The sequence below is a fragment of the Micromonospora sp. NPDC050397 genome, from assembly GCF_044901685.1.
In the GTDB taxonomy this organism is placed as follows: Bacteria; Actinomycetota; Actinomycetes; order Mycobacteriales; family Micromonosporaceae; genus Micromonospora_G.
This window is the reverse complement of record NZ_JBJDPS010000001.1, coordinates 1-15,764: the sequence shown is the minus strand read 5'-3', so window position 1 is coordinate 15,764 and position 15,764 is coordinate 1. Positions and strand designations below refer to the sequence as shown.

The 15,764-nt window shown below is 69.8% G+C and carries 13 protein-coding genes and 1 pseudogene; 9 read left to right on the top strand and 5 right to left on the bottom strand.

Annotation, left to right across the window (positions count from 1 at the left end):
• Positions 1-372 precede the first annotated feature (372 nt).
• The 5 genes and pseudogenes from bla to ACI2K4_RS00050 form a co-directional block, all read right to left on the bottom strand.
• On the bottom strand, positions 373-1,290 hold the full coding sequence (gene bla / locus ACI2K4_RS00070) for a class A beta-lactamase (protein ID WP_404507560.1): 918 nt from the start codon (positions 1,288-1,290) through the stop codon (positions 373-375).
• Positions 1,291-1,638: 348 nt separating this feature from the next.
• A pseudogene (locus ACI2K4_RS00065) lies at positions 1,639-1,905 on the bottom strand (transposase); the annotation flags it as partial.
• A 215-nt stretch (positions 1,906-2,120) separates the two neighbouring features.
• Positions 2,121-2,966, bottom strand: coding sequence for a transglutaminase-like domain-containing protein (locus ACI2K4_RS00060; protein ID WP_404507559.1), 846 nt, complete (start codon positions 2,964-2,966; stop codon positions 2,121-2,123).
• 202 nt (positions 2,967-3,168) lie between these two features.
• Positions 3,169-4,305, bottom strand: a complete 1,137-nt coding sequence (locus ACI2K4_RS00055) for a substrate-binding domain-containing protein (RefSeq protein WP_404507558.1) — start codon at positions 4,303-4,305, stop codon at positions 3,169-3,171.
• Entirely contained in the window at positions 4,302-6,242 is a 1,941-nt protein-coding gene (locus tag ACI2K4_RS00050; RefSeq protein WP_404507557.1) for a heparinase II/III family protein, read from the bottom strand. The genes ACI2K4_RS00055 and ACI2K4_RS00050 overlap by 4 nt, the downstream gene beginning before the upstream one ends.
• Before the next feature lie 355 nt (positions 6,243-6,597).
• Between ACI2K4_RS00050 and ACI2K4_RS00045 the strand changes: the two genes are divergently transcribed.
• The 9 genes from ACI2K4_RS00045 to ACI2K4_RS00005 form a co-directional block, all read left to right on the top strand.
• Entirely contained in the window at positions 6,598-8,658 is a 2,061-nt protein-coding gene (locus ACI2K4_RS00045; protein WP_404507556.1) for a DUF2264 domain-containing protein, read from the top strand.
• 10 nt (positions 8,659-8,668) lie between these two features.
• Positions 8,669-9,967 carry an ABC transporter substrate-binding protein gene (locus tag ACI2K4_RS00040; RefSeq protein ID WP_404507555.1) on the top strand — a complete coding sequence of 433 codons (1,299 nt, stop codon included), beginning with the start codon at positions 8,669-8,671 and terminating at the stop codon, positions 9,965-9,967.
• Positions 9,968-10,042: 75 nt separating this feature from the next.
• Positions 10,043-10,948, top strand: a complete 906-nt coding sequence (locus ACI2K4_RS00035) for a carbohydrate ABC transporter permease (RefSeq protein WP_404507554.1) — start codon at positions 10,043-10,045, stop codon at positions 10,946-10,948.
• A complete protein-coding gene (locus ACI2K4_RS00030) occupies positions 10,948-11,844 on the top strand; it encodes a carbohydrate ABC transporter permease (RefSeq protein WP_404507553.1) in 897 nt (298 codons plus the stop codon). Before ACI2K4_RS00035 ends, ACI2K4_RS00030 begins: the two co-directional genes overlap by 1 nt.
• Before the next feature lie 2 nt (positions 11,845-11,846).
• Positions 11,847-12,533, top strand: a complete 687-nt coding sequence (locus ACI2K4_RS00025) for a hypothetical protein (protein ID WP_404507552.1) — start codon at positions 11,847-11,849, stop codon at positions 12,531-12,533.
• A 92-nt stretch (positions 12,534-12,625) separates the two neighbouring features.
• Positions 12,626-13,810 carry a glycoside hydrolase family 88 protein gene (locus ACI2K4_RS00020; RefSeq protein ID WP_404507550.1) on the top strand — a complete coding sequence of 395 codons (1,185 nt, stop codon included), beginning with the start codon at positions 12,626-12,628 and terminating at the stop codon, positions 13,808-13,810.
• A gap of 42 nt (positions 13,811-13,852) precedes the next feature.
• Positions 13,853-14,677: a 5-deoxy-glucuronate isomerase gene (iolB, locus tag ACI2K4_RS00015; RefSeq protein ID WP_404507548.1), complete on the top strand. Its 825-nt coding sequence runs from the start codon at positions 13,853-13,855 to the stop codon at positions 14,675-14,677.
• Positions 14,678-14,679: 2 nt separating this feature from the next.
• Positions 14,680-15,444 (top strand): 2-dehydro-3-deoxy-D-gluconate 5-dehydrogenase KduD, encoded by a 765-nt coding sequence (gene kduD, locus ACI2K4_RS00010; RefSeq protein ID WP_404507546.1) that lies wholly within the window; start codon positions 14,680-14,682, stop codon positions 15,442-15,444.
• Between the two features lie 13 nt (positions 15,445-15,457).
• Positions 15,458-15,764: DeoR family transcriptional regulator (locus ACI2K4_RS00005; RefSeq protein WP_404507544.1), on the top strand; the 307-nt coding region annotated here is incomplete at its 3' end.

The following is a 15,764-nucleotide window of genomic DNA, read 5'->3' as shown; positions in this document are numbered from 1 at the left end:
GACGTGGCGTCACTGACGGGTGGCCGCGACGCCGCAGCATGACGACGTGCGACTCTGCCGCCGGCCAGCCCGAGCGGCCCGCTACGTCCAATAGCCAGGTCGAGCGCATCGAGGACCTCAAACAGAGCCCGGTCCTGCATGCGGACATCCCGCGATGTCTGGGCGTTCCCGGCGGCTGCCGGACGTCGACCGAGGGGTCAACACCGGACACCTCTGGTCTCCCAATGGAAGTCGGGGCTCGCGTCGGCGACGCCGGTCAGTTACACAACACCCGAAATCTGTCGCAGTCAGTTCTCATCCGGCCGCAGAACGAAACTGGTTGGCACCACCGGCCTGCGGGCGGCATCGCCGGGCTCCAGGCCACCTGCCCGGTCACAGCTGGGCGATGACCGCCTCCGTGGCTTGGGCGATCAGGGCGTCGTCGTAGCTGGCGTCCTTCTCATCGCGGCTGGACAGCACGGCGAGGACAATCGGCGCGCGATCCGGCGGCCAGATCACCGCGATGTCGTTGCGGGTGCCGTACCCAGCTGCCCCGGTCTTGTCACCGACGACCCACCCGCCCGGGACACCAGCGCGGATCAACGCGCCACCGGTGGTGTTGCCCCGCAACCAACCGTTGAGAACATCACGGTCCCCAGCCTGAAGGGCATCCCCCACGGCATACGCCCACAGATCACCGGCCAACGCCCGCGGGCTGCTGGTGTCCCGCCTGTCACCCGGCGTCGCCTCGTTGAGCTCAGTCTCGTAGCGCGCCGCGTCGGTGACCTTGTCACCAATCTTCCGCAACTCCCTCTCGAACCGCTCCGGACCACCGAGATGCCGCAACAGCAAATTACCGGCCGTGTTGTCGCTGTACCGCACGGCGGCATCGGCGAGAGCACGCAGCGTCATCCCCTCAGCGACGTGCTGCTCGGTAATCGGCGAATACGTCACCAGATCATCGGCCGAATACCGCACCACACGATCCAGCCCGACGTTCGTGGTCTCGTCAAGGACCTCGGCAGCAGCCAACGCCTTGTACGTCGAGGCGTACGCGAACCTCACCTCCGCCCGGTACCCAACACTCCGACCCGTACCGGTGTCGATCGCGTAAATCCCCAACCGCGCGTCGAACCTCTCCTCCAGCCGCCGGAACTCCCAGTCCCGATCCCCGGCCGCGGACACGGTGACGGTCACCTCCCCGGCGCGGGCCAACTGCTCAGCGGCGTCGGCAGTGCCCCGTGCGGCCAGGGGAACCAACACCGAGACCGCCGTCACGGTGACCACCAGACGTCGTGTCGAAAAAACCATCGTCACTCCTTGTCATCCGGAGGCCCGACCGCCAACAGCGCCAGCCGGGCATGAATCGACCCTCACAGGAATCGAGCATGCTGTCGAAGACCTAATCCACGAGGTTCATGCCGATCCGGCATCACCGGTGTTTCGCTTTGGATATCTGGCTGCCGTGACAGCGACCTCATGGAGGACCTACACGACCGGTCCGACCAACGCCAGGAAGCCGGGCTCGGCGCCCACGCCCGGGCCCGGTGCCAACAGACCCACTCCGCTGCGGACTGACTGCAGGCCGGTCAGTGGGTGGCAATTCGGGCCGTCGGGCACCGGATGGCGCCGGGAGCCAGTTCCCCGTTAGCTTGATCTTTAACCTGTGCGGCGTGGAGGGGGATTGACGGATTTCGGCTTCTTTGCGGCCGGTTTCTTGGCGTTCGTGGTGGTCGCGGTGTGGACGTCGTAGCGCGGGGTGGGGTGGTTGTTGCGGCGGCCGGGTGGTCGCCCCGGTCCTGGCCGGGAAGGTTTGGGCGCTCCGGCCGGACAGGTGGCATTCGCGCGGAGGTGCCGAAACCCTCGGCGGACGCGGGCGGGCGGGAGACGCTCGGGTGGCGCGGGTTTCTCCCAGGGCCGGCGCAGGTGCGGTTTTGTGGACGACGGCAGCATGCGCGGCACCGCCAGGCCGCAGTCCGGCAGACCCATGCGGAGGGCGTCGCGACGCGCACCAGCGAAGATCCTGCCCCGCCTGCCCTGATCCCGACAGGCGCTCGTTCTGCCCTCTCTGTGATTGCTGTTCGGGTTCCGGCCGGGTCGGTCCAGCAGGCGTTCTCCGCGGAAGGCGCTGGACTTGGAGGCTATTGCCAGGACCGGGCGCCGTCGATGAGCGGGGCCGGGACGGGCAGGCGCGGGTCGCCGCGGTAGGCGTCGGCGACCTGCCGCAGAGGGCCGCCCGCCGCGCTGGCCGCCGCGACATCGTCGAGCAGTTCGACGTCGGCGGGGCCCAGTTGGTCGTAGTGGACGGGGATGAGGCCCCAGTTGTCCCACGGAAGCGTCTCGACGCGGTTGAGGGCGGCGAGGTCGCGAACGACGTTGCCTTGGACCTCCCACATTCCACTCAAGCCTGCCGCGCTGGTGCCGATGCGGTCGAGGTCACGGCCGCCGGTTCGGCACTCCTGCCAGGCCTGGCCGCCGACCAGGAACGCGTCGCGGGGCACGTCCAGCGGGTCGATGTCGGCGTCGGTGTAGGTGCCCTTGGGCGCGCTGGCGACCTGGGCGTCGATCAGGTGCCAGCCGTGCTTGTCGTTCCAGACCTCGACCACCCAGTGATCGTCGAAAAAGCCGTCGGTGAAGTAGCCGGCGAAGCCGGCGCGGGCTCGGGCCGGGATGCCGGCCTCGCGCAACATCGCACAGAGCAGTACGGCGAAGTCGCGGCAGGTGCCGGCGAAGCGGTCCTCCGGACGGCGCGCGTCGAGTGCACCGAGGTGGGTGAGGATCGCCTCGACGTGTCGGGTGTTCGCCTCGTCGCGGCGTTGCTCGGGAAGGTCGAACCCGAACCGCCAGGTCCAGTCGCGGTGGATCAGCAGCCCGCCGACCACGGTTGCCATCGCGGCGACGTCGGCCGGCAGAGCGCCGAACAGGTGCCGCTGGGATCCTGGGTCGGTCAACCTGCTGTGCCTCCGGTAGTAGTCAAGCTCATCCATAGTCCCGGGAGACTAGCCGGACGGTACGACAAGCTCGCGGTGTCCGGGTTACGGCGGGCTCCGCCCGCGGGGACCGGGTTCTTGCTCGCCCGCGACGCACGGGACCGGGTCAGCCCCACTTGATCTGCCCGTCCCACCCTCCACCTCGGTGACGTTGTGGAAACGTTCGGATCGTGACGGCGGGCACGGGTGCCGCGGCCCGTCATGCGGGTGGCGGCGCGGTCGACTCCCGGATTCGCAGTGAGGGGCTGATGACGATCCGGTGGGTGGGGCGGTCGGGGTCGGCGAGCCGGTCGGCGACGAGGCGCACGGCGGCCCGGCCGATCGAGCGTCGCGGCGGCCGAACCGCGGTCAACGGCGGGCTGAAGAGCCCGGCGACCTCGTCGTCGTACGCCACCACAGAGAGATCGCCCGGAACGGACAGGTGCCGCTCCTCGCAGTGCTGCACCAGGGCGACCGCTTCCGCGTCGGCGTGTACCAGCAGCGCGGTCGTCCCGGTGGCCTGGCACCGGTCGAGGACGCCGTCGAGCACGGCGTCTCGCTCCGGTGAGCGTACGTCGGGTACCACGGCCACCGCCGTGGCCTCGGGATCCAGCCCGCACTCGGTCATCGCGTCGAGCCAGCCGCGCCGCACGTGTCGACTGGTGGGGCTGTTGGCGTCGAGCACCAGTCCGACCTTGCGGTGTCCGAGCGAGGCGAGGTGGCGCACCGCCATGGCCGCGCCGAGCGCGTGGTCGGTGACCACCGACTCCATGACGGCGTGATGACTGCCCACCGTGGCCGTGCGTTCCAGCAGTACGACCGGGACTCCGACCTGGTCGAGCCACTCGATGGTGCGCTCGGCGGTCGCCGCGTCCATACGCGGCGCGATGACCAGCCCGTCGACGCCCATCCGCTCCACCATCCGGGCCAGTTGCGGCTGGTCGTCCTCGGTGTCGTAGGACGAGCCTCGCAGCACCACCCGCATGTCGAGCTCGCGGGCGGCCTCCTCGGCACCGCGGGCCACCTCCGGCCAGTAGTAGTCCAGCGAGGGTACGAGCATGCCGAGGGTGCGACCGCCCAGCGGGTCCACGCCCACGGCGGACGCCTCGTCGACCGCCGGAACATCCTCCGGCATGATCAGGGCGACTCCACCGTGGACCCGGCGGACCAGCCCTTCGGCGGCGAGTTCGGCGATGTCACGTCGGATCGTGACCGGCGCCGCGCCGAGGGCGTGGGACAGGTCGGAGATGCGCATCGCCCCGTCGCGTTGCAGCGCCTCCAGCAGTTGCTGGCGGCGGGCGACCTGAAGCGGTCCGCGGGCCTCCGCCGTTCCGACTGCACGACTGTCCTTGCTCATGGAGCACCTCCGGGGAACGCTTCGTGCGGCGGAAGCTCCTCCACGGTAAGGACGAGCTCGCCGACCGGACCGAACGCGGTGACGTCGATCGCGAGCCGGATCAGCTGCTCTCCCCACACGTCGAAGAGCATAGGATCCGTGATCCGCCTGACCGTCGCGACGCACGGGGCCGAGGCCGGTTGCCAGCTGAGCCCGACCCGGCCGGCGCCGTTCAGCGCGGTGACCTCGGCGCGACCGTCGCTGAGCCGTACCTGGCCGGCGACGAGCAGGTGGATGTAGGTCGGCGGGGACGTGGGGTCCGGGTCGAACTCCCAGTCGTCGACGATCACGACCCGTCCACCCTGGCGCTCGAGCCGGGCGCTGCGCCACCAGTGCCGTACGTCCGCGCGCGGATAGGCGCCGGCGATGTCCAGACGCAACTCGGCTTCGTCGGCGGTGACGGTCGCGGTCGCGTGCCGGGCGGCGTGGGTACGACCAGGTGCCTGTGCGGTGTTTCGGATGTGCGGGACACTGTGCCAGTCACTGCGCATGGTCCAGATGTCGTACCGACCAGGTCCGAAGGTTTGCGCCGTGTAGGTGGGACGTCCGGCGTCGACGATTACCGGCACCCCGTTGAGGGCCACCACGACGCCACCGACGTCGTTGTGATTGTGGTGCTCGCCGTTGTGGCCCCCCTTGGCCGCCAGGGTCAGCCCGGCAGAGCTGCCGGCCGCTCGGCGGGCCAGCAGCACCTGGGTGGAGGGCAGCCACACGTCGCGTGGCAGCGGCGGCGACACCGGGGTGGCGGCGGTCCACGCCGGGTCGGTCAACGCCAGTAGCAGCCGACCCAGGCCCTGCTCCTCGTCCGCGACGGGTGCGTCGGGGCGGCGGTGCGCGGCGGCGTGCGCCAACGCGTCCCGGTTCCCCACCCGGCGGGCGGCCCGGTGCAGGGCGTGCCACGCCTGACCCCCGGAGGGCCGTGCCGACCCGTCGGCGTGGTTGAGGTACCAGTCGCCGCCCAGGTGCATCCCGTGCGGGAAGGCGACGGTACGGCGCAGGGCGTCGCCCGGTATGCCGTCGAGCGTGCCGCCGGTGGCGTGGGCGAGCAGGTCGAGTGCCTCGTGCGCCCGACACGCGCCGTTCCACCAGTAGCCGTAGCCCTCGTCGATGGCGCCGTCGGCGGGCAACGATGCCACGTATCGGTCGAGCCCTTCGACCACCAGGTCGACCAGGGCAGCGCGCCGGTGCGGGTCGTCGACCAGGCAGAGCGCGGCGACGAGCACGTTGCCGTGGATCCACGCGCTCCAGTTGTGCACGTCACCGTCGAGGCCGAGCCAGTGCCAGTCGCGGCGCCGGGCGAACGGGGTGAGCACGCGCCGGTCGACCTCGTACCGGATCCGGGTGCGCAGGCCGGGGACGTACGCGTCGAGTGGGTCGCCGAGCAGGTGGTCGACCCAGGTCAGTTGCGCGGCGACCTCCCCCGCGCCGAGGTCGAGATACGGGTCGGGCACGGTCGGCAGTACCGCGCCGTGCGCGGTGTGGGTGTCGTCGTGGGCGGGCCAGCACCAGCTGCTCTGTTCGCACAGCAGCGTCACGCCGTCGACCACCTCGTCGAGCCAGGCCGGGTCGAGGGTGACGGCGGCGAGCACGGCAGCCCGGGTCAGGCGCCGCTGCCGGGCGAAGACCAACTTCTCGTACGCGTCGCGGTCCCCGTCCCGGAAGTACCGGGCGTACTGATGGGCCAACGGGAGCGGCCAAGGAGCGGTGAGATCACCCTCGGCCCGGGAGCGCAGCTGCCGCATCGTGGCGGCGTGCGGGCGTGCCCACACGTCACGCTCCCGCGCCGGCGGCACCGGCAGCGAGGCGTCCGGCGGCGCGAGCACCCGCGCCAGCAGTTGCCTTCTGGCACCCGGCCACGCCGCGGCCAGAGGGCCCGCGAAGTTGTCTGCGACGGCCATGACCCCTCGGACGGTAGAGCAACTGTGAACGCTTGTGATCGTATCAGAGCGGTTATGGCGGTAAACCGTACGGGTGAGACACGACGTAGCCGAGGCAGACCCCACCACCGGCGTGACCAGCCGCCCGAATTGGCTTGTTAGCCCCACAAGATCGAGCCTACGACCGACGCCAGCGGCACAAGCTTTGCCACCCGGGGTAGCAACGTGCGCTCTTTTGATCGTATGTGCTCATCTTGGTTTGAGAACAGCATTGACTTGCTCGGTTGTGAGCGTTTTACTTCGGAAACCTCGCCGTTGCCTGTACGTCACATAGATGGGCAACGCCCCGCTCGCCCCTTCCCAGGGAGATGGATCGATGCGACAGGCGACAAGAACACGGATGATGCTCGGCGCGACCGGCCGGATGGCGTCGGGGACGGGCTCGGACGCCGCCACCGCCGCCACCTGGAGCCGAGATGACTGGTTGGCTCTCGCGGACCGGATACTCGCCGCCACCCGGCCGTTCGCCTCGCCCGGACACGCCCTCGTCACCCTTCCCGGCCCGGAGGGCGGTTACGGCCGCGCCGTCGACGGCTTGGAGGGATTCGCCCGCACGTTTCTGCTGGCCGGTTTCCGGATCACCGGTGCGCACGGAGTGGGCGTGGACGAACTCGTCGACCGGTACACGGCCGGCATCGCCGCCGGCACCGACCCGCGCTCCCCGGACCGTTGGGTGCGCCTGGACGAACACCCCCAGGCGAAGGTGGAGGCCGCCTCCATCGCGCTGATCCTGGACATGACCCGCCCCTGGATCTGGGACCGGCTGCCGTCCCCGGTGCGGGAGCGGGTGGTGGACTACCTGCGCCCGGCGGTCGGCGACGACACGTACCCGCGCATCAACTGGGTCTGGTTCCGGCTGGTCGTGCAGACGTTCCTGCGCTCGGTGGGCGGACCACACTCGCTCGACGAGATGGCTGAGGATCTGGCCACGCACGACGGCTTCGCCCGCGCGGACGGCTGGATGTCCGACGGACCGGAGCGCGCCTACGACCACTACGTGGGCTGGGCCCTGCACATGTACCCGACACTGTGGAGCCGGATGGACGGCGCCGCGGACCTGGCCGCGGAGCGCCGCGAGCGGGACGTTGCCGGCCTCGACCGGTTCCTGCGCGACGCGGTCGCGCTCGTGGGCGCCGACGGATCACCGCTGATCCAGGGGCGGAGCCTGGTCTACCGCTTCGCCGCGGCGGCGCCGTTCTGGGTCGGCGCCATCGCCGGTGTGCCCTCGGTGAGCCTCGGCCAGTTGCGTCGCGCGGCCACCCGCGTCGTGGGCCACTTCGTCACGCGCGGCGCCCTGGACGACCGAGGGCTGCTCAGCCTCGGCTGGCACGGGCCGTGGCGACGGCTGGCGCAGTCGTACTCCGGGCCGGGCTCGCCGTACTGGGCCAGTAAGGGCCTGCTCGGCATCGCGCTACCCGACGACCATCCGGTGTGGGCGACGCCGGAGGAGCCGTTGCCCGTCGAAGAGCGGGACGCGGTGCGGGCCATCCGCGCGCCGGGCTGGCTGGTCTCCGGCACCCGTGCCGACGGCATCGTACGCGTCGTCAACCACGGCACCGACCACGCCGTCGAAGGCGCGACCGTTGGGGACTCCCCGCTCTACGCCCGGCTTGGTTACTCCACCGCCACCAGCCCGGTTCTCAACGAGAGCGGCTGGCTCAATCCGCTCGACCAGTCCGTCGCTCTGGTCGACGACGCGGGCCGGGCCACCCACCGCGCCGGCATGCGCCTACTGACCGCTCGCGTCGACCCCGACGGCGTGGGGGTGGCCGGATCACACACCCTCGCCCACTGGGTCCACCCGGATCCGAGCCAGCGCGATCACGGCGGCGGGCGGGTGGGGCAGGCCCGACCGGCCGGACATCTCACCGTCTACTCGCTGGTCCGCGGCCCCTGGGAGCTACGCCTGACCCGCGTCGACGGCCTCGCCGACGGCGTCGAGGCGGCCGCGCTGCGGCTGCGGATCGGCGGCTGGGCTCTTGCCGGGGACGCGACGGCTGGCTTCGGCGGCAGTGTGGCGGCCGTTACCGGCGGCGGCCTGACCAGCTGGATCGAGAGCATCCAGGGCGGCGGAACGGCCGGCGCCACCGCCGTTGTCCAGGGCGGGCCCCTGGCCGGCGAGCTGGTGGTGCCCTGGCTGGACTATGCCGTCCGGCCGGGCACATGGATCGCCGCGCTCACCGAACTGTCCAAGCAACCCGCGGCCACGGCCGGGCAGGCGTGCCAGGCCGTGACCGACGAGGACGCCGGTGGCCTCCACGTGGCGGTCGACTGGCCCGACGGGGTCAGCACCGCGACCCGCCTGGACACGAAGCATGCCAGGTCCGCCACCAAGGGGCCTGGTAGCAGTGCGGGCCCGCCCGGGCCCCTGACATAAGGAGAAAGGGATGAAGCGTGCGATACCAGCCGTCATCGGTGCCGCGACGGCACTGACACTTGTTCTCGCCGGTTGCGGCGACAGCGAGCCAGCCGACCCCAACGCCCCTGTGACGATCACCCTGGCTGCCTGGAGTCTGTCCTCCACGCCGGAGTTCAAAACGCTCACCGACGGCTTCAAGGCGACCCACCCGAACGTGACGGTGGAACTCAAGGAGTACGACACGACCAACTACGACACGCAGATGACCGCAGACCTGGCCGCCGGCACCGCCCCGGACGTCTACGTGATGAAGAACCTCAAGAACTTCCACACGTACCAAAGCGGTCGTCAGCTGCTCGACGTCTCCGACGTCGCCGCCGACCTCGGATCGGTCCCCGCGCTCGCGTCGTACCAGGTGGACGGTAAGGCGTACGCCGTGCCGTACCGGCAGGACTCGTGGGTGCTGTTCTACAACAAGGAGCTGTTCGCGAAGGCGAACGTGCCGGCGCCGGACGGCAACTGGACCTGGGACGACTACGCCGACGCGGCGAAGCGGGTCACCACCGGGCTGAAGGCGGCCGGCTCGAACGCGACCGGCAGCTACCAGCACATCTTCCAGTCGACCGTGCAGGGCTTCGCGCTCGCCCAGACCCCGAACGCGGACCTGCTCTCCGGTGACTTCGGCTACCTGAAGCCGTACTACGAGCGGTCGCTGGACCTGCAGGCGGCCGGCGCGCAGCCGACCTTCGGCACCGCGAAGACCAACAAACTCACCTACCAGGCGCAGTTCGGCAAACAGCAGTCCGCGATGCTGCTCATGGGCACCTGGTACATGGCCGCGCTACTCAACCAGCGCAAGAGCGGTGACGCCGACACCTTCCAGTGGGGAATCGCGCCTGCGCCACAGTTCGACAAGTCCACCACCGGCACCTCCGCCACGCCGGTCACGTTCGGCGACCCGACCGGGATGGGGATCAACCCGAAGATCGACAAGTCGAAGGTCGCCGCGGCCAAGGCGTTCCTCGGATACGTGGCCGGCGAGGATGCCGGAAAGGCGCTGGCCGGGATCGGCACCACCCCGGCCCAGATCACCGACGCGGCCACCGCTGCGCTGTTCGCGTTGGACGGCGTGCCACAGGACGACCTGTCGAAGTTCACGTACGCCACTCACGTCGTCAAGCCGGAGAACCCGGTGTCGAAGCACACCGCGGGCCTGCAGAACCTGCTCGACGAAACACACTCCGCGATCCTGTCCGACAGCAAGGGCGTCGAGGCAGCGCTGAGCGAGGCGCAGACCCGCGCCAAGAACGAGGTCCTCAACCAGTGAGCCCGTGGCGGGTCCGGCGCGTCTCCTGCCGCACGCCGGACCCGCCTCCGAGCCGATCGCCCCCGGAGAATCCCTATGGCAACATCGCCGCGTACGCGGCCCAGGTACCAGCGGCTGGTGTGGCACAACACCATCGCCGGGTGGTCGTTCATCCTGCCCAACTTCGTCGGCTTCGCCGCGCTCACCCTCGTACCCGTCGTCGTGCTGTTCTACCTGGCCTTCACCGACTGGAACGTCTTCGGTGTGGCCGAGTGGACCGGCACGGCCAACTTCCGCCGGATGTGGGACGACACGAGCTTCTGGACCGCGCTGCGCAACACCCTCTACTACACCGTCTTCCACATCCCGCTGACCCTGGCGGCGTCCCTCGGGCTGGCGCTGCTGCTCAACCGCAAGCTGCGCGGCGTGCGCTTTTTCCGCACCGTCGCCTTCTTCCCCTACATCACCTCGATCGTGGCGATCGCCGTGGTCTGGAACCAATTGTTCAGCCCGGAGTACGGGCCGGTCAACGCGTTCCTGAGCGCCGTGGGGGTGGACGACCCGCCGGGTTGGACAACATCGGCGAACTGGTCCATGCCGGCGGTCATCATCGTCGGCACCTGGCGGTACATGGGCTACTACATGCTGCTTTTCCTGGCCGGCCTGCAGACCATTCCCGCCCAGCTCCACGAGGCCGCCCAGATCGACGGCGCCACACCCTGGCAGCGGTTCGTGAACGTGACCCTTCCCGGACTGCGGCACACCACCTTCTTCGTCACGGTGATGCTCACCATCGAAAGCTTCAAGGTCTTCGACCTCATTCTCGTGATGACCGACGGCGGCCCCGGTCAGTCCACACTGGTGCTCTCGCAGTACATCTACCAGAAGGGCTTCGAGGAGAACCAGTTCGGCTACGCCTCGGCGGTCTCCATCGTCCTGTTCGCCATCTGCTTCGGCATCACGGTCATCCAGTTCATGGTCAACAAGCGGAGGAACAGCTGATGACCGCGACCGACCTCTCCGCGCCCGCCCCGGCCATCACCGTGCCCGGCAAGAGCGGGCCGTCCGCCCGACGTGTCGCGTCCCGGGGTTGGCGGATCGTCGGGTACGTCGCCCTCGTACTCGCGGCGGCCGGGCTGCTGCTGCCGTTCTACTGGATGGTCGTGGCGTCGTTGAAGACCAACAACGACGTCTTCACCATCCCGATCACGTGGCTCCCCGACCCGGTGGTGTGGCGCAACTACCTCGACATCTGGCAGCGCTCCGAGATGGCGACGTGGCTGTGGAACACGCTGCTGCTGTCGGTGGCCGTCACCTTCCTGCAGGTGTTCACCGGCAGCTTCGCCGCCTACGGTTTCGCCCGGGTCCGCTTTCCCGGCCGCAACGCGCTCTTCCTGGCCTACGTCGCGACGATCGCGGTGCCCTGGCAGTCGTACATGATCCCGCAGTTCATCCTCATGTCGAAGCTCCAGCTCTCGAACACGCTGTGGTCGATCGTCGCACTTCAGGCATTCGGCGCTTTCGGTGTGTTCCTGATGAAGCAGTTCTACGAGACCATCCCGGAGGAGCTGAGCGAGTCGGCGCGGGTCGACGGGTTGACGGAGTTCGGCATCTACCGCCGGATCATGCTGCCTCTGTCCCGTCCCGCGCTGGCCAGCCTGACCCTGCTCACCTTCGTCACCACCTGGAACGACTACCTCGGCCCGCTGATCTACCTACGAAGCCCCGAACTACGCACGATCCAGCTGGGGCTGAACACCTTCATCTCCGAGTACAACGCCGAGTACGCGCTGATCATGACCGGCTCCGTGCTCTCCGTGCTCCCGGTCGCGGTCATCTTCCTGCTCGGCCAACGCCACTTCGTCGAAGGCATCGCCACCTCCGGACTGAAGGGTTGACGATGAACACCGCGCGCCTGCGCCACACCACCATCAACACCATGTTCGACGGGGTATACCTCGCGCTCATCAGCAACATCCTGCTGGTCGTCGGCTGCCTGCCGCTGATGCTGCTCGCGTTCACCACCGACGCCACGCGGTCCTGGCCGCTGTACGCGCTGGCCGCGCCGCTCTGCGCGCCCGCGCTCTGCGGAGTCTTCGCGGTCATGTCCGCCTACTCCGCCGGCGACCCCGGCGGCATACTGCGCACATTCGGCCACGCCTGGCGGGCCAGCGCCCGGCCCGCGATGCTCTGGACGGCGGCAGCCATGGCCGCCCTGGTCGTGCTCGCCGTCGACGCCCGCGCCGCCTGGGGCCACCGGGCCGGAGCGCTCACCCTGCCGGTGCTGGCCACGCTGACCCTCCTCACCGTCGCCACCGCCCTGCTCGGACTGGTGACCATCGCCGAGCGACCCACCGCGCCGCTACGCGACGTGGCCCGCGCCTGCGCGTACCTGGCGGTGCGCCGCTGGTACCTCACCGCCGCGTCGCTGCTGGTGCTCGCGCTGCTCGCTCAACTGTTCCTGGCCCGCCCCGCGATCGCGCTCGGCTTGGCGGCCGCGCCACTGCTGTACGTGGTCTGGGCCAACAGCCGGTTCAGCCTGCGCGCCGCGCTCGACCCGCCGACGACCGCGCCGCAAACCACCTGAACGGATCCACCACGACGTCCCGGCGGCTGAGCCGGGACGCCGATGACAGATCGCCGGGCGAACCCCGGGACACACGAGGGAGAACAGCATCCATGACGGCGACCGACGTCCGTCCCAGCCCTGACGCCGAAGCGATGGCGGCCGCGGTGGCCGCCGCGTTACGTACCGTCGATGCGAACATCGACACCTTCGGCGACCGGTACCCCGCGGATACCACCGCCGCCAACCACTACCCGCTGCGACCACCGGCCGCCGGTCAGCCAGAGGGTGCCAATGTCGGCTGGACCACCAGCTTCTGGCCCGGGATGCTCTGGCTCGCCCACGACCTCACCGGCGGCGAACGCCACCTGCGGGCGGCGCTGTCGCATGTCAACAGCTTCGCCGACCGGGTGGCGTACGGCATCGACCTGGACACCCACGACCTCGGCTTCCTCTACACCCTGTCCTGCGTCACCCCGGCGCGCCGCTTCGGCGACCGGCGGGCAGAGGAGGCGGCCCTGGCCGCCGCGGACCACCTGATGACCCGTGTGCTCGAACCGGCCGGCATCATCCAGGCCTGGGGCGACCTCAACGATCCCCGCCAACGTGGCCGCACCATCATCGACAGTCTCATGAACACCCCGTTGCTCTTCTGGGCCAGCGCGACCACCGGCGACGACCGCTACGCCGCCGCGGCCCGCCGGCACACCGCCCAACTGCGCCAGCACATCCTGCGCCCGGACGGCACCACCTTCCACACCTTCTACTGGGACCCGGCCACCGGTGCCCCGCTTCGCGGCGAGACCGAACAGGGCCACGCGGACGACTCCTGCTGGGCCCGCGGGCAGGCCTGGGGCATCTACGGGTTCGGCATCAACTACCGGTACACCGGCGACGCGTCTCTGCTCGTGGCGGCGCAGACCTGCGCCGACTACTTCCTGGCCCACCTGCCCGACGACCACGTCGCGTACTGGGACCTGGCATTCGCCGACCGCAAAGATCAGGAGCGGGACAGCTCGGCCGCGGCCATCGCCGCCTGCGGCCTGGTCGAGCTGGCCGACAACCTCACCGACCCGGCGCGTGCCGACCGCTACCGCGAGGCCGCCACCCTGATCCTGCGCTCGCTCATCGACAACTACTCCACGGCCGGCCACCTGGTCTCGAACTCTCTGATCCTGCACGGCGTCTACGACAAGCCCAAGGGCGTCGGCGTCGACGAGGGCAACCTGTGGGGCGACTACTTCTACCTGGAAGCCCTCACCCGCGCCACCACTCCCGGCTGGACCAACCCCTGGTAAGCCCGACCAAGCCCGTTCCACACCACCACGCGAGAGGCGATCATGGACTACCGGTACCACTGCCGCATCCCGGCCGGCGACGGCCAGAACAAGCTGCCCTTCAACCCGTGCCACCTGCTGGACTTCACACTTCTGAACCTTCCGGCGGGCCAGACCTGGACCGGGGAGTCCGGTGACCGGGAGATCCTCGCGGTCGTCCTGGGCGGTACGGCGAGCTTCACCGTCGCGGGGCACCGCTTCGCCGAGGTCGGTGGACGCGCGGACGTGTTCTCCGGCAAGCCGCACTCGGTGTACATCCCGGCCGGTGCCACCGTCAGCATCGAGGCGCTCACCGCCGTGTCGATCGCGCTGCCCAGCGCTCCCAGCGACCTGGCCACCGATCCGTACGTCATCCCCCCGGCACGGGTGGCCAGCGGCCGCTGGGGAGCGGCCAACTTCGGCCGCGAGTACCACCAGATCCTCACCGAGATCTCCCAACCGGACCTGCCCGCCCACCGGCTGATCGTGGGCGAGACCTACACCCCCTCCGGTAACTGGAGCACCTACCCACCCCACCGGCACAAGGTCGACAACCTGCCCGCCGAAGCCGCACACGAAGAGATGTACTACTACCGCGTCAACCCGTCGAACGGGTTCGGCATCAGCCGGGTCTACACCGACGAGGGGTACGAAGAAAACGTCACCATCCGCGACCACGTGATGCAGATGATGCCCGAGGGCTACCACACCGTGGTCAGCGCGCCCGGCTACACCACCTACTTCCTGTGGTTCCTCGCCGGCACCCAACGCACTCAGGGCGCCCGCGAGGACGCCGACCTCGCCTGGGTCGGCCAGACCGTCCCGACCCTGCGCAGCGTCGGCCTCTAGCGATGGTCCTGGACACCTTCCGCCTCGACGGCCGGGTCGCTCTCGTCACCGGCGGTAACCGCGGCATCGGCCAAGCGATCGCGACCGCCCTGGCCCAGGCCGGCGCGGACGTCGCCCTGCTAAGCCGCACCGACCCCGCCGAAACGATCGCCGTGGTCGAGAAGCTGGGCCGGCGGGCGCTGGCCATACCGGTCGATCTGTCCACCGCCGGCCCGGACGAACTGGCTGACGCCGTCGAGGCGGCCGTCGCCGGACTCGGCCGCCTCGACATCCTGGTGAACAACGCCGGCATCATCCGCCGCGCCGCCGCCGTCGCACACTCGGCCGAAGACTGGGACGCGGTGTTGCGGGTGGACCTCGACGCGGTGTTCCACCTGTGCCAGGCGGCTGGGCGGATCATGCTCGGGCAGGGTCACGGGAAGATCATCAACGTCGCTTCGATGCTCTCCTACCAGGGCGGTATCCGCGTGCCGTCGTACACCGCCGCCAAACACGCCGTCGTCGGCCTTACCCGTGCCCTGGCCAACGAGTGGGCGGGTGAGGGGGTCAACGTCAACGCGATCGCTCCTGGGTACATCGCTACCGACAACACCGCGGCGCTGCGTGCTGATCCAGAGCGGGAACAGGTGATCCGGGAGCGGATTCCGGCCGGTCGTTGGGGCACGCCCGGGGACCTGATGGGTGTGGTGGTCTTTCTCGGTTCTGACGCCGCCCGGTACGTGCACGGTGCGGTCCTGGCCGTGGACGGGGGCTGGCTCGCTCGTTAGGAGTGTGCGTTCCGTGCGGACAGATCGGTTGTTCAGCGCGCAGCGGCAGGAGCGGCTGCTCGCGGAACTTCGCGGACACGGCGCGGTACGGGTCCGTGACCTCGCCCGTGACCTCGGGGTCAGTGAGTTGACGATCCGCCGTGACATCGTCGCCCTGGCCGAGCGTGGCCTCGTGTCCAGGGTCCACGGCGGCGCGACACTGCCGTCGCACAACAACACCCACAGCAACACCCTCCACCAGCCCCGACGGGTCCCCGTCCGCTTCACCATCGGCATGGTCGTGCCCTCGCTCGACTTCTACTGGCCACCGATCGTCGCCG

Bases quoted from the DNA above. Each gene is read 5' to 3' on its own strand.
- ACI2K4_RS00050 (WP_404507557.1), bottom strand. From the start codon at position 6,242: ATGGCCGTCGCAGACAACTTCGCGGGCCCTCTGGCCGCGGCGTGGCCG.
- ACI2K4_RS00060 (WP_404507559.1), bottom strand. From the start codon at position 2,966: ATGGATGAGCTTGACTACTACCGGAGGCACAGCAGGTTGACCGACCCA.
- ACI2K4_RS00035 (WP_404507554.1), top strand. From the start codon at position 10,043: ATGGCAACATCGCCGCGTACGCGGCCCAGGTACCAGCGGCTGGTGTGG.
- ACI2K4_RS00030 (WP_404507553.1), top strand. From the start codon at position 10,948: ATGACCGCGACCGACCTCTCCGCGCCCGCCCCGGCCATCACCGTGCCC.
- ACI2K4_RS00025 (WP_404507552.1), top strand. From the start codon at position 11,847: ATGAACACCGCGCGCCTGCGCCACACCACCATCAACACCATGTTCGAC.
- iolB (WP_404507548.1), top strand. From the start codon at position 13,853: ATGGACTACCGGTACCACTGCCGCATCCCGGCCGGCGACGGCCAGAAC.
- ACI2K4_RS00040 (WP_404507555.1), top strand. From the start codon at position 8,669: ATGAAGCGTGCGATACCAGCCGTCATCGGTGCCGCGACGGCACTGACA.
- ACI2K4_RS00055 (WP_404507558.1), bottom strand. From the start codon at position 4,305: ATGAGCAAGGACAGTCGTGCAGTCGGAACGGCGGAGGCCCGCGGACCG.
- bla (WP_404507560.1), bottom strand. From the start codon at position 1,290: ATGGTTTTTTCGACACGACGTCTGGTGGTCACCGTGACGGCGGTCTCG.
- ACI2K4_RS00020 (WP_404507550.1), top strand. From the start codon at position 12,626: ATGACGGCGACCGACGTCCGTCCCAGCCCTGACGCCGAAGCGATGGCG.
- kduD (WP_404507546.1), top strand. From the start codon at position 14,680: ATGGTCCTGGACACCTTCCGCCTCGACGGCCGGGTCGCTCTCGTCACC.
- ACI2K4_RS00045 (WP_404507556.1), top strand. From the start codon at position 6,598: ATGCGACAGGCGACAAGAACACGGATGATGCTCGGCGCGACCGGCCGG.